The organism is Kordiimonas gwangyangensis DSM 19435 = JCM 12864, from assembly GCF_000375545.1.
Lineage (GTDB): Bacteria > Pseudomonadota > Alphaproteobacteria > Sphingomonadales > Kordiimonadaceae > Kordiimonas > Kordiimonas gwangyangensis.
In genome coordinates this window covers 213,404-226,345 of the sequence record NZ_AQXF01000001.1, presented here as the reverse complement: position 1 = coordinate 226,345, position 12,942 = coordinate 213,404, and the positions used below count along the sequence as shown (strand labels likewise).

General features: G+C 57.6%; 11 protein-coding genes and 1 tRNA gene. 4 read left to right on the top strand and 8 right to left on the bottom strand.

The features are described 5' to 3' along the window. Positions 1–195 precede the first annotated feature (195 nt). The 5 genes from B150_RS0100965 to B150_RS19120 all read right to left on the bottom strand — a co-directional run bounded on the left by B150_RS0100965 (position 196) and on the right by B150_RS19120 (position 7,242). Positions 196–759, bottom strand: a complete 564-nt coding sequence (locus B150_RS0100965; protein WP_020398000.1) for a CBU_0592 family membrane protein — start codon at positions 757–759, stop codon at positions 196–198. Continuing rightward, a complete protein-coding gene (locus B150_RS0100960) occupies positions 756–1,772 on the bottom strand; it encodes a substrate-binding periplasmic protein (protein WP_020397999.1) in 1,017 nt (338 codons plus the stop codon). Before B150_RS0100960 ends, B150_RS0100965 begins: the two co-directional genes overlap by 4 nt. A 2-nt stretch (positions 1,773–1,774) precedes the next feature. Then, entirely contained in the window at positions 1,775–3,004 is a 1,230-nt protein-coding gene (locus tag B150_RS0100955) for a hypothetical protein (RefSeq protein WP_020397998.1), read from the bottom strand. 232 nt (positions 3,005–3,236) lie between these two features. Beyond that, positions 3,237–5,870, bottom strand: coding sequence for a TonB-dependent receptor plug domain-containing protein (locus B150_RS0100950; protein WP_035921934.1), 2,634 nt, complete (start codon positions 5,868–5,870; stop codon positions 3,237–3,239). A 424-nt stretch (positions 5,871–6,294) separates the two neighbouring features. After that, positions 6,295–7,242 (bottom strand): N-formylglutamate amidohydrolase, encoded by a 948-nt coding sequence (locus B150_RS19120; RefSeq protein WP_162139635.1) that lies wholly within the window; start codon positions 7,240–7,242, stop codon positions 6,295–6,297. A 185-nt stretch (positions 7,243–7,427) separates the two neighbouring features. On the opposite strand from B150_RS19120, the gene B150_RS19115 reads away from it, so the two are divergent. The 3 genes from B150_RS19115 to B150_RS19110 all read left to right on the top strand — a co-directional run bounded on the left by B150_RS19115 (position 7,428) and on the right by B150_RS19110 (position 11,340). Further along, positions 7,428–9,716, top strand: a complete 2,289-nt coding sequence (locus tag B150_RS19115; RefSeq protein WP_020397995.1) for a patatin-like phospholipase family protein — start codon at positions 7,428–7,430, stop codon at positions 9,714–9,716. Between the two features lie 121 nt (positions 9,717–9,837). Continuing rightward, positions 9,838–9,913: transfer RNA gene (locus tag B150_RS0100935), tRNA-Val, on the top strand. 194 nt (positions 9,914–10,107) lie between these two features. Next, positions 10,108–11,340: an alginate export family protein gene (locus B150_RS19110; RefSeq protein ID WP_155859899.1), complete on the top strand. Its 1,233-nt coding sequence runs from the start codon at positions 10,108–10,110 to the stop codon at positions 11,338–11,340. A 62-nt stretch (positions 11,341–11,402) separates the two neighbouring features. Here B150_RS19110 and B150_RS0100925 read toward each other — a convergent pair whose 3' ends face one another. Genes B150_RS0100925 through B150_RS0100915 form a run of 3 tightly spaced genes read right to left on the bottom strand, consistent with a single transcriptional unit; the run spans position 11,403 to position 11,970 of the window. Then, positions 11,403–11,582 (bottom strand): hypothetical protein, encoded by a 180-nt coding sequence (locus tag B150_RS0100925; RefSeq protein ID WP_020397993.1) that lies wholly within the window; start codon positions 11,580–11,582, stop codon positions 11,403–11,405. 12 nt (positions 11,583–11,594) lie between these two features. After that, positions 11,595–11,768 carry a hypothetical protein gene (locus tag B150_RS23140; protein ID WP_020397992.1) on the bottom strand — a complete coding sequence of 58 codons (174 nt, stop codon included), beginning with the start codon at positions 11,766–11,768 and terminating at the stop codon, positions 11,595–11,597. Then, positions 11,746–11,970, bottom strand: coding sequence for a ChaB family protein (locus B150_RS0100915; protein ID WP_020397991.1), 225 nt, complete (start codon positions 11,968–11,970; stop codon positions 11,746–11,748). The genes B150_RS23140 and B150_RS0100915 overlap by 23 nt, the downstream gene beginning before the upstream one ends. 464 nt (positions 11,971–12,434) lie before the next feature. Here B150_RS0100915 and B150_RS0100910 point away from each other — a divergent pair, with 464 nt between their 5' ends. Beyond that, complete coding sequence (locus B150_RS0100910) at positions 12,435–12,773, top strand: hypothetical protein (protein ID WP_020397990.1); 339 nt, start codon at positions 12,435–12,437, stop codon at positions 12,771–12,773. Positions 12,774–12,942 lie beyond the last annotated feature (169 nt).

Below are 12,942 nucleotides of genomic sequence, written 5' to 3'. Positions count from 1 at the left end.
TAGGTTCGATTAACTGAATCTCAAGGTTTCGTGAGCTACCCTACACTTGGAAATTGCAGCCCAAGCAATTATCTTTGTCTGTAGCGGGTAGCCCCGCTAATGCCCTCCGTGGGCGTTTCCTCCCTGAGCCTGGGCCACGCGAAAGCGTGGCCTCTTTTTTTGCGCAGTCTTTGCACACATGCCGCACACAGGCGGCTAGCTGATCAAGTGGATCTCACGGAAGCGCCGCACCGCACCGTAAAGCGAAATAATCCCCCAGCATACCTCAAGTGTGAACACCGGCCAGTTTGCGTCAAGCCACAGCTGCGGCAGCATGGCCGTGCTGGCATAAAGGTTCCAGAGCAGATAATGCCTGAGCAGCATTCTGCCTGCGCTGAACATCAGATAGACAGCGGAAAAGGCGAAGGCCGAAGACCAGCCCATCACGGTAATGCCCAGCCCGCCGTCTGTCCAGAACGCGCCCGCAATCGCAAGGGCAAATAGCGCCATCACGCTGTGGAAAAAGCGCGGGCCGCAACTGAGATGATCAAACTTCACGTCGCGCAAGAGGCAAAAGCTGATAATCGCCCAAAAGCCATTGATGACGATCGCCTGCCATGACTGGGTGAAGGCCGAGCTGATAACAAGCGCGACCGCGGCAAGCAGGTTGCCGGTATAATAGACGCGTTGGCGCCACTCCGCGTTCAGGGAAATATAGGCGTGATTGGCAAGGTAAAGCACCGTGCCAAACCAGCCGAGCACAGTCACAAGCATAGTCATTGCAGTTCAATGTGCATGTTGCGCACCAGCAGCTCCTTGCCTGTGTGTGGGCCGTTCAGCACCACCACACGGCTGACATCCATCATGTTTTTATATATGCGGTCGGTCGCGGACGGCATCCTGATCTTTTCGCTCCATTCCGTGACCAGCACCTTTGTGCCTTGTGGCAAGGTATAATATTCAGCGGCGCCGTTTGTGCCCCGCACCTCACCAAGGATGGCGGGGTAGCCTTCCGCTGACACGAGCACGGCAACATCAACGGCCACAGGCAAGCTGGGGTTCGCCGGTTGCAGGCTATCAAGGCCCAGGCTTGCGGCTTTCTCAAGCGCGCGGTTCACCTTTGCGATGGCCTGTTCCCCCGCCGGTGTTTTGGCCGCGATCACATGCAGGCTTGAAGTATCTGTCATGTCAGGTAGGGGGCGGATCAGTTGCAGCCGGTCCGGATAGTGGCTGAGGAGAAGCGCGGTCATGACGCCCTCTGTCATGGGCAGCAGGTCAATCTCATGATTGAAAAGCGCGGTCAATGCGTCCCGCTCTGACGTGTAGAGCTTGGCATCCACGAGCAGCGTGTCGATTTTGCTGCCGTAGCTATAGCCCGCAACGCGGCCCTTTCGCGCGGTTTGCGGTTTCAGGTCAGCGACCGCCGCATCGGGCGTGTATTGGCGGTTATAATAAAGGTGGCTGGTGACGCTGAAAATGGGTGCGGAGAACAGAACCTTCTCTTCCCGCTCGGGCGACCGGAAATAGGGGAAGGAGAGCAATTCCTCTTTTGCGGACACCTGCGCGAGCGAAAGCTCGTAGGGCAGGTAGCGCCAGTCGGCCTCCACGCCTTCAAGGTAGAGCAGCAGTTCAAGCATGCGTGCGGCGGAGCCAGGCTCGTCACCCTTGGCACTGATATAAGGCGGCCAGATATCGGTGACCACGGTGACGCGCTCATCCGCTGCGTGACCTGCGGAAGATACAAATGCAAAAAGGGTGGCAATGAGCAGCCGGGTTTTGGGGAAATGGGTCATGGTCAGCGCCTTTTTGCGTGCCGGTAAAGAAGGACAAGAACGAGCGTCAGCCCGAAGCCGAGGCTGAACATCACGTCGGCGTCAATCTCTGCAATGAAGCGCAGGAAGATGGAGGTGTTTTCGTCATTATAATCAAGCGCGGGGCGCGACATCATCTCGCGGCTGAATTCGGTGAGGTAGAGCGAGAGCTCGAACACCGCAAAAAAGCTCAAGGTGACGAGCAACAGGTCGGTCAGCACTGAACTGCGTTCGCGGCGCCTGTTCTCGGCTTCCTCAAGCCGGGCGGAGCAGACCTCGATCATACGTTGGCCGTTTTTGACAATGTCGTCGAAGTTCCAGCACTCAAGGATATCTTCCACCATCTCGCGTTTGCGGCGGCTCAGGTATTTCAGGTGTTCGTGGTAGTCAATCTGGTGGAGCCGCGTGGTGACCCGGCTATGCGCCAGCTTTTTCTCGGCATCACTCACACGCCCGCCATTATAGGCAACGTCGATCGCTTCCTTGAGCTGCGCGTTACAGCTGTCCTGCGCAGTGTAATAATACTGCGCCAGCACCATGCTGTCCGTGCAGGCGGGCAGGTCTGCGGCGTGCCGCACCACATAGTTCAGCCATGTCATGGAAAAAGCGCGTTTGCCCGCGATCAGCTCCCCTGCGTCTGACGGGCGGTAGGTGTGTTCCAGCCACTTGCTGACCAGCTCCTGCCAGTCCTTGCGCCTAAGGGCATCGTCGTCCGCATGAATGAAGCGCGAGGTCCAATAGATTTTGGGCTCATGGTCCTGCAAATCCTCGAACCGGAGGCAGCTTTGCGCGCTTGCCGCTGCCACCGTGCGTAGTTCTGCCAGAAAGGCCGGATAAGCACTTTTGATGACCGCGCGGGCTTTTTCCTGCGCCGTTTTGGCGAGTGCGGCTGCATCGGTGCTGAAGGGCAGCGAAAAATGCGCTTCTGCAATGCCCACGCTATTCGGGAAGACATGGAGCCTGAGGGTCGCCCCGTCCGCATCAGCCTGCCAGGTGAAAAGGCGAATGTCGCGCGTGTCGCGCTCTATCACCTCATAGTCGGCTTGTGCAGTCGGTCCCGTGCTACCCCCATTGCCGGAAGGGTCCAGGATGGCGGTCACCCGCGCCATCAGGGCCTGATATTCGGCGGACGCCTGATCTGTGCCGGTCTTGAGCGAAATCGGAATATGGACGGGTGTTACGGTGCGGAAATCTATCTGGTCGGTATTTGTCATCGGCCTGTCGAGGTCATTTGAGCGGAAAAGACGGCAATACGGACTGTCTGTGATCCGCGAACGCCCCCTGTGATCCGTGCAGTTTTGACCGAACGGGCGGTGATGTACACCCCCTCAGCCACAGTTTTTTGGATGTGCGGCCACTGCGCGACCACCGTGCGAAGGCTGTGCGGGATTTGTGCAATAAAAAAGGGGCGCCGGAGCGCCCCAGAGTGCCTGTTGGGAAACGTGCTTAGAAAGAGAAGCGCGCGCGGGCGTAGTAGAAGCCGCCGTTGAAGCCCATCGGTGAGGTCACCGGATAAGCCGCACCTGCTTCGCCGCCCCACGGGTTGGTGTCCGGGTATGCGTCGAAGAGGTTGTTGGCACCCACGACCAGCTCGAGGTTCTCCATCACATTGTAACCGAATTCGAGGTCGAACGTGACTTCAGAGCCTGCGTTGATCGGCAGGTCACACGCGTCAAGGTGTGCTTCGAAGTAGCTGCCATAGTAGTTACCGCGCGCCAGTACACGCCACTTGTCGGTGGAGTGCGTCAGCGTTGCGTTACCACGCCAGTTCGGCAGGTTTTCTTCAAGCAGCTGCACACGACAGCCATCAAGCGTCGTCGGGTTGAAGTCGGTTACTTTCGTCTTCGTGTAGTTACCCGCGAACGACAGGTTCGTCTGGCCGTCATCCGTGAAGTTCAGCGGAATAGTGGCCACAACGTCCACGCCCTGGGTGCGGGTGTCGAAGTCGTTCACGAAGAAGCGGAAGGCAGCGAGGTCAGCCGCGAAGGAAACGCCGGAATCGACAAGCGCGTCACGCTCTGCCTGGGTGAGCGTGATGCTCGCAGACTGCGTGATACGGTCGGTCACTTCAATGTTGAAGTAGTCAACCGTGATGTTCGCGGCGCCGAGGTCAGCGACGAAACCAAGGGTGAAGCTCTTCGATTCTTCCGGACCAAGCGCATCCGCGCCTTTACTGATAGCAACCGGGTTGGTCGGCGGGATCGTACCACGCTGTGCGAGCTGGAGACCGTTTTCGGTCTGCTCGAACACCGTCGATACGTTGATCACTTGCTGTTGACCAACGGTTGGTGCACGGAAGCCGGTGGAGTAGGAACCGCGGAGGCGGAACTCATCCGTCACTTTATAAAGTGCGGACAGTTTGAAGTTGGTGGTGGAACCAAAGTCCGAGAAGTCTTCCCAGCGTAGCGCTGCACCAAGGATGAGGTCTTCGGTCACGTCAGCCTCGAGGTCGAGGTAAAGCGCGATGTTCGAACGGTCCCATGTGCCAGCGATCTGCGGGCCAAAGCCGGAGAAGCCGTTGGAGCCGAGGCCGAAGCCCTGGTTGAAGCTGATCACTTCGCCATCCGCGTTTTCACGCTCGAAAGGCTGAGCGAGAATGCCGATATCGAAGGATTCCGGCTGGCCGGTGCGTACTTCGAACTGCTCTTCACGCCACTCGAAACCAGCAGCCACGTTCAGCGGTGAGTAGAAACCAACTTCAAGCGGGTAGGAAACGTCTGCGTTGAAGTTTTTCTCAAGCTGAATGTAGGAACCAAGCTGGAATTCGGTCGGCGTTGACGGGCCGAGGCTCGGGTTGATGGTGTTCGAGATGAAGAAGTCAGCCTGGTTGCGGCCTGCATGAACGCTCACGTCGTAGGTCATGCCGTTGTCCATCTCACCGCGGAAGCCCATGGCACCAGCGATATCATTGAGCTTGCCACCGAACTGCGGCGTGAAGCCGCCCGGGAACATCTCGTTGAAGATAAAGCAGTTCGGGTCAGCATTGATGGCTGCAAGCGCCGCTGCTTCACCGGCAGAACCGATCACAAGCGGGTTCGGGATCGTGCCTGTGGTGGCTTCGCCTTCGTTGAAGTTGTAGCCGCCCGGGCAGGTCACGCCGTCATCTGGCGCAAGGTCACCCACGAGGCGGGTGGTGCCGCCGTCGTTCGAGTTCACGCCGCCACGGGTGTTCGGGTTACGGTAGAAGAAGCCGCCTTCAACTTCACGCTCGGCATAGTTACCGAATGCGTAAACTTCAGAGTTGTCACCGGTCTCGATGCCGAAGTTCATGAAGACTTTCCAGTCGTTCCGCACTTCAGGCTGGCCCCAGATCTGGGCATAGGGTTCACGAACGTCGGTGTTGCCGGCGTCAATGAGGCCCTGCGCGTCGGTACGCTGTACGCTGCGGCTGGTCGGGTCTTGCTGACGCCATTCAGCCGAGAAGTTCACGAAACCGCTGTCGGTGACCGGCAGGCCGATGTTGCCTGCGAACTGAAGCTGGTCACCGTCGCCCTCATATGTCGAGCCGTATTTGGCTTCAAGCGAACCGCCTTCGTTGTCGTCGCGCAGCACGAAGTTCATCACGCCTGCGATGGCGTCCGAACCATACTGTGCGGCAGCGCCGTCGCGCAGCACTTCAACGCGCTTCAGTGCGATTGCCGGGATAACGCCGATGTCCGGGCCTTGGGCGCCGTCAGACAGGCCGCCGCCAAGGAAGGCGATAACCGCCGCACGGTGGCGACGTTTACCGTTCAGCAGAACGAGTGTCTGGTCAGGCGCGAGGCCACGCAGGTTGGCCGGGCGAACAAGCGTTGCCGCGTCCGAAATCGGCTGCGTGTTGACGTTATAGGAAGGCACGACCGTGCGCAGCAGGTTCGACATATCGCCGTCGCCCTGGTTGGCAAAATCGTCCCCGCTGATAACGTCAACGGGTGCCGGTGTGTCGGCGGCCGACCGCGCTGCACGACGCGAACCGGTTACGACAACTTCTTCAATTGCCAGTGTATCAGTACTGGTATCGGCTTCCTCCTGAGCGAACGTTGCGCCCGTGAAGGATGCAGCTACAGCAACGCAAGACGTGCCAAGCAGCAGTTTTTTCATGATATCCACAGAACCCCTCCGTGTGTTTTGGTATGGTATCAGGTGTTTTTCCCGTGACCCCCCGGTCAGCGGTGAACGCACTCGATACCCCCAAAGACGAATAGCCCGCGGGGCTTGGGAACAAAAAATTCGGAAAATTGCGTTTTTTTGACAATCCCGCTTTCAGATATTTCAAACTGTGCTTTTTGAAACACATGATATGAAAAGCGGTTTCATGTGAAATTAAATTTCCATACAGAGTCTTTATTGAAATAATATGCGCTTCGATAAACCTAAGTTTAATCGCGATCCGACGGAAAATTCTCGTGTTTGTTGTAACAAAAATGAATAGCCAAACTATGATTTGATCCTACCTGTAACAGGCACAGAGAAGCCGAAGCTGACGCTCATCCGCACTCATGAAAAACTTAGTGACGTGAGGGAGTTATTCAGCCGCCCGTGGCAGGTTGCTGCGCTCATGCTGGGGCAGGAAGCGTGCGAAGTCGTGGATCAGCATTTCACTGAACCAGCCGAGCCGTTCTTTCACTTCCGCAAACTCGTTGCGGGGTTCCAGCGTTTCTTCATTCATATAGAGGCCACGGCTCAGTTCAATCTGCAGCGCGTGAATGCCCCGGTTGGGGCTGCCGTAATTCTGCGTCGAGAAACCACCCGAATAGGGCACGTTGCGCCGCACGCTGAAACCGGCGCGGATCAGCAGTTCTTCGGCCAGCGACGTCAGCTCCCGCGCGCAGGATGCACCCCAGCAGTCACCAAGCACAATATCAGGGCCAGTTGGTCGGCCACGCCGCCGTGCGCCTTGCGCCTCAGAGGGCATGGAATGGCAGTCAATCAGCACCGCATAACCAAACTGGCGCTGGCGCGCGTCCAGCAGATCTTGCAGTTTGTTATGGTATGGCTTGTACACACCATCAATACGGCGGAAGGCCTCCCGCGCGGGGAGTTGATTTTTGTAGATCGACAGCCCCTCAGCCACCAGTTTGGGGATGATGCCAAGCCCGGCTTTCACCCGGTGGCTGATATCCAGAAGCCGCTCATCAAGGGGCGGGTTGAACATCTCGGGGTCCAGCTCCATCTCACCACGGTTAAGGTCAAGGAACGCGCGGGCGTGGGTGGCCACAAGGAGGCTGGCGCCGTGGTTGGGCACCGTATCCATCAGGTGGTCGACAAAGGCATCTTCCGACATGCGCAGGCTATGCGCGCCAATTCTGGCGGCGTCAATCATGCCTTGCGGGTAATGCCGGCCGCTGTGTGGTGCGGCAAAAATGAAGGGCTTTGGTGCGCCTTTCGGGGATTTGAGTATATAGGCCGGTGGCGTGCCCTCGCTTGTGGCCGCCAGGCTTGATGGGCCCGGTATGTCCAAATCCTTGGTCATGCGCATACGCTAGCGCCTTTCTCTGACCCTGTCACCGTCAAGTTTGTGTGATGGCGGTCAATAAGGCACGCCCACGTGAAAGCAGTGTGACAGCCGGAGCCTCCGTGCTAAGAAAAGAAAAACGACAGCCCTAAGGGCTTGCGCCGAAGGTGATTTTGGAAACACGGACTTCCTCGGGGGATAGTATGGTTGCGGCACCCGGATATTTGCGGGCCTTCCTTGTCAGTGCGTTTGCGCTTCTTTGCTTGCTTGCGGCAGGCACCGCTTTTGCGGATGAAGCCGCACATTCCCCTGAGGGCGACACACCAGACAGCAAGGCCGAACAGCAGGAGCGGGAGCGGCCACGCATTGGCCTTGTGCTCGCCGGTGGCGGCGCGCGCGGCGGTGCCCACATCGGCGTGCTGAAGGTGCTTGAGGAACTGCAGGTGCCGGTCGACTATATCGCGGGCACCAGTTTCGGTGCCATTGTGGGCTCCTTCTATGCGGCAGGGTATGATGCGCATGAGCTTGAAATCGCGCTCAGCCAGATGGACTGGAACAACCTCCTCAGTGACCGTGCGCCGCGCTCCGGCCGCAGTTACCAGCGTAAGCTCGACGACGAGGAAACCGCGCTTGATTTCGAATTCACCGTGGGGCCGGACGGCCTATCTCTGCCTGCGGGCCTTGTGCGCGGTAACCAGCTACGGCTGATGCTGCGGCGCTTCCTCTCGCGCGTGAGCCACGTACGTGATTTTGATGACCTGCCCATCCCGTTCCGCGCCGTCGCGACCGACCTTGAAAGCGGGGCCGAGGTGGTGATGGGTGACGGCGATATCGCCTCCGCCGTGCTGGCCAGCATGTCAGTGCCCGGCCTTTTTCCGCCACTGAACCGTGAGGGGCAGTTGCTGGTGGATGGTGGCCTCGTGAACAATATGCCGGTCAGCGTGGTGCGCGACATGGGGGCTGATATCGTCATCCTCGTAGACATCGGCACCCCGCTCGCGGAGCGGGATGAGATCACCTCGGTGCCCAAGGTGTTCAGCCAGCTTCTCTCGCTCCTCACGCTCAAAGGGCGGCAGGCGCAGCTTGACCTGATGACCGCGCAGGATTTCCTCCTGCGCCCTGATGTGGTTGAAATCGGTTTGACCGATTTTCACCGCACCATGTCTGCGGTGCCGGAAGGTGAAAAGGCGGCCGATAACGCGGCCGAGGCGCTCAAGGTGCTCGCGCTTGATGATGAAGCCTGGGCGGCCCACAAGGCGGCACGCAAACCCATCAGCCATGTGCCGGTGATTGATTTCATCACAGTGCAAAACAGTTCAAGCCTGCCGACACAATATGTACGTTCCCTCATTCGCCAGAAAGAGGGGCAGGAGCTGAATGAAGCCCGTCTGTCGGACGACCTGACCCGCATATACGGCACCGGCTATTTTGACCGCGTTGAATACCAGTTGGTGGAAGACGAAGGCGATATCGGCATCCGCGTTGAAGCGGCGGAGCGCGCCGTGGGCAAGAAGTTCGTCAAATTCGGCATGTCGCTGAGCGACGATTTCTCCGGCAACAATAATTATAATCTTGCCGCCAGCTACACAGCCCTTGGGCTGAATGACCTGGGTGCCGAATGGCGCGTGCGCGCGCAAGTGGGCGACGAGATGGGCATCGGGACCGAGATTTACCAACCCATCGACCTGTTGCAGCGCTATTTTGTCACCGGCGGTGTCGCGGTGGCCAGCGTAGTGCGCGGCATCACCAATGACCGCGGCATCACAGTGGCTGATGCCCGCGTGACGGACGCGAAGGTGGTTGCCGGTATTGGCCGCAACCTCTCGAACATTGGCCGCCTGACCGTGGGGGCGGAGCGGCAGATCGCCCGCGCCAAAATCAAAACGCCGGAACTGGTGTTCCCGGCTTTCTCCATCCATTCCACCAACTTCTTCGCCCGGCTTGAAACCGACACACTCGACGATGTGAACTTCCCCCACTTCGGCAACCAGTTCTATCTGGACTATAAGGACGGCCGCACCATCCTTGGCGGGGAATCGACGGTGAACACGCTCGAGGGGCTCTATACTCAGACCATTTCCTCCGGCCGTAACACATTCACCGCGCTGGTGAACGGGGGCTTCGCATTTGGTGGCGACGAAACAGAGGCGGATAACTTTTCCCTCGGCGGCTTCCTTAACCTCTCAGGGCTGAGCGCAAACCAGATCAGCGGCAAATATTACGGTGTTGGTGCTTTTGTCTATTACCGGCAGCTCAATGACGGCGGGGTGTCCTCGTTATTTGGTGTGCCGGTTTATGCCGGTTTCTCGCTTGAGGCGGGCAACACATGGAACAATGCGGACGATATCAGCCTCAGTACGCTGCGCTATGGCGGCAGCGTCTTTGTGGGCGCGGACACGCCGTTTGGTCCGCTTTATCTTGGCTCGGGTTACACGCGCGGGCAGGCGAATGACCAGTTCTCCGCCTTCATGTATCTCGGCCGTCCGTTCTAGGTGAACGGCTACCGGGCCATGCATAAAAAAATGGTCTTGCGTGCTTTGTGCCTGCGGTGTAAACACGCACCCGTCCCGCCCAAAACGGCAGCACGCCGGGGCGCGGCCCTTGAAATGGTACGGTCGGTTAGCTCAGTTGGTAGAGCGCATCGTTGACATCGATGAGGTCGTTGGTTCGAACCCAATACCGACCACCATTCAATTCCCTCTTTATAGTTAATAATTTCTAACAGTTCCCGTGATTGGGAATGAAATCATATCATCAATAAATTTTTAGGAATTTCGTCCTACCGTTATCGCAAGGCATTGGGCGAGATGGGAACGGAAGAACCGGCACGCTGTCTCGTAGTGTACATCTGTAAAACGGCCCAGAAGGGGCGGGAGAGTGCACGTGAAGAGATGTATCCGCAAAACGATTGTCGGTCTGGTGATGGGGCCTGTCACAGCATGTTCCGCTTTTGCGGAAGATGTGGACGATCTTTCCGAGCTTTTTCAGAAAGGCGATGCCAGCCTCGATTTTCGTTACCGGCTTGAGCTGGTGGAGGATGACGCCTTCACGCGCGATGCTACCGCTTCCACGCTACTCACCCGGCTATCGTATGGCACCGCAAGCTACCGCGGTTTCAGCGCATTCATCGAGGCGGAGAATATCACGCCGGTGGGGGGCCAGTCATACAACAGCACCACAAACGGCAAGACGCACTTCCCCGTGGTCGCAGACCCTGAGACGACTGAACTCAATCAAGCCTACCTCGCTTACCGTTCGGCGGTGGTGGCGCTCAAGTTCGGCAGACAGGGCATCAATCACGGCAACCAGCGTTTCATTGGCACCGTCGGCTTCCGTCAGAATGACCAGACCTATGACGCGGTGAGCGCGAGCCTCACCCCGCTGCCGAGCCTGAAGGCGGATTACAGCTTTGTCTGGCAGGTGAACCGCATTTTCGGGCACGAACATCCGCTCGGCACGCTTGATAGCAAGTTGCACTTCGTAACAGCCGACTATAGCGGGCTCTCTGTGGGCAAGCTGTCGGCCTATGCCTATCTGTTCGACTTCAATGATATCAGTACGCTCGGGCTCTCGAGCGCCACCTATGGCGTGCGCTTCGCGGGTGAGCAGAAGTTCGCGGACAAGATGACCGTGGGCTATGAGGCGGAATACGCGCGGCAGAAAGACCATGGCGATAACCCGCTTGACTATAGCGCCGACTATTGGCGGCTGGGTGCCAGCTTTGGCAGGGGGGCGATCAAGCTGGATGCCGCGCTTGAGGAACTCGGGTCGGACGGTGGCATCAGCTTCAAAACGCCACTTGCTACCCTCCATAAATTCAACGGCTGGGCCGACAAGTTTTTGACCACGCCCGCCGCAGGCCTCAGAGACCTGGAAGTGGGTGCCACGTTCAAGGTGCCAGGCGAGGGTGCGCTTGCAGGCCTTACCTTTCGCGTGGCTTACCATGACTTCCGTGCCGCAAGCGGCAGTAGCCATTATGGCAGCGAATGGGATTTCCTCATCTCGAAGAAAATCAGTAAGTCTGTCAGCCTGTCTGCAAAAGCCGCCTTCTATGAAGCCAAGAGCTTCGCACGCGACACCAAAAGAATGTGGCTGACAGCGTCCCTCAGCTTCTAAGGCCGCGCAGGAAGCTTTTGATCAGAAAGTCCGCCATTTCCTTGGGGTCAGTGCTTTGGTATTCAGTGCGAACCGTGCTTCAGCTTTTCGCCAGCCATCCAGTCGGCGACGGTTTGTTCAATCACCTCACGCGGGGCGTCGTATTTGGCTTCAATCTCATCGATAAGGGCATCGCCGTCCTTGTGCCTGGCGTCATCGCCTTCCTTTTCGAGGTGCTGCAAAATCTTTTTTTTCACATCCATTGCCTTGGCTCCTTAAAAGTCCTGCCAGTCCATGGTCATGACCTTGAGGGCACCGATGATGGCCCATTTAGGTCGTTTGCCAGTGAACAGCAGCAGGTCCGTACCAGCCTTGGGCTGCGGTTTCGGAAGGCCCCCGTAATGCGGGTGCTGCTCGGTTATACGTCTACTTGCGCTGCCAGTTGCCATTTGTCTTCTCGTATTTCTGTTTCACGGCTGACCATGCCACCTTGTGTGATACTTCTTCGCGGCTCTCGTCGCCTCGGCGGTCGCTCGCATCCTTGTAATCGTCCCAAGCGCTGTTGAACGCTTCCTTGTAAATTTCCTGTGCGTGCTTTGGCAGGTTGTCTTTCACCCCGTCCGGTAGCTCGCTTGTAGATTTGTAGGGCATCGTCCCCTCGTTTCATTCATTCACTCATTTCCAATCGATGAGCTGACGGTAATCCCGACCGCGTCAGCGCGCGATTGGCCGAAATCGGAAAATCATAAATGAAACATCAAGACGGTATTCTTGCCTTCACGCGCTGAAGGTTTGGTGCCCGCTGGGTCGCTAAAATTTTAGTGAATGCTAGGGAAACTGCGGCTTTCAGCTTATGGTTAATAACTTCTTTATGCGAAATTTATGCGTGCAGGCCCATCAACGAGTCGAAACTTTACGGGGCGGCACGTCAAAGTGCATCGTGTCAGGTGCAGGGAATTTGGCCACACGGCACAACACCTTCAGGCCAAAGCACCGGATGACAGCACGAATGTCTGGCGGGGGCTAACTCGTTCCAAAGCAGATTGCTTCGGGTCCGGCCAGGCGGGGTCAACGGTCAGTATGGGAACTGACCTCGGTACTAGAGAGAAATCATCATGTTCTGGAGCGGTCTGGGTTCGGTAGCCTTTGTGGTATTTGCCATCGGCTTCCTGGTTTTTCCGGCATCAGGGCTTGTTTCGGTGCCAGTATATTTTCTGATGGCAGCGCCGGTGATTTCCTATCTCGGCTTTGAACTCAAATTATATTCGGATGGTCTTCAGCTGCGGTACTCCCTTGAGGGTCCGGCGGCAGCAACAAGCCTGCGTGGTCAGATAGAGAGCATGGCAGGGGCGTATGAAGGCAAAAGCCCGTCAGTCCTTTTCATCCCGGTTACCTACTGGGGTCCTATTTTAGCAGTACTCGGTCTTTATTCGGGGGCCAACCTGGGGTTCTAGGGCGTTCTTCCTCACGCCCATGGGCGCCAAAAATCAAAAGCCACTCCGGGTTGGGCGGAGTGGCTTTTTTCTTGCGCGGAACAGGCGCATGTCCCGCACAAAGCCCGCACACTTCTCGCACAGGTTCCGCGCATCTATGACTGGCGGGTCGCGCGGATTTACCTGATTT

Coding starts and splice junctions, on each gene's coding strand:
- B150_RS0100925 (WP_020397993.1), bottom strand. CDS start 11,582: ATGGATGTGAAAAAAAAGATTTTGCAGCACCTCGAAAAGGAAGGCGAT.
- B150_RS0100950 (WP_035921934.1), bottom strand. CDS start 5,870: ATGAAAAAACTGCTGCTTGGCACGTCTTGCGTTGCTGTAGCTGCATCC.
- B150_RS0100965 (WP_020398000.1), bottom strand. CDS start 759: ATGACTATGCTTGTGACTGTGCTCGGCTGGTTTGGCACGGTGCTTTAC.
- B150_RS23140 (WP_020397992.1), bottom strand. CDS start 11,768: ATGGCAACTGGCAGCGCAAGTAGACGTATAACCGAGCAGCACCCGCAT.
- B150_RS0100910 (WP_020397990.1), top strand. CDS start 12,435: ATGTTCTGGAGCGGTCTGGGTTCGGTAGCCTTTGTGGTATTTGCCATC.
- B150_RS19120 (WP_162139635.1), bottom strand. CDS start 7,242: ATGACCAAGGATTTGGACATACCGGGCCCATCAAGCCTGGCGGCCACA.
- B150_RS19115 (WP_020397995.1), top strand. CDS start 7,428: ATGGTTGCGGCACCCGGATATTTGCGGGCCTTCCTTGTCAGTGCGTTT.
- B150_RS0100915 (WP_020397991.1), bottom strand. CDS start 11,970: ATGCCCTACAAATCTACAAGCGAGCTACCGGACGGGGTGAAAGACAAC.
- B150_RS0100955 (WP_020397998.1), bottom strand. CDS start 3,004: ATGACAAATACCGACCAGATAGATTTCCGCACCGTAACACCCGTCCAT.
- B150_RS0100960 (WP_020397999.1), bottom strand. CDS start 1,772: ATGACCCATTTCCCCAAAACCCGGCTGCTCATTGCCACCCTTTTTGCA.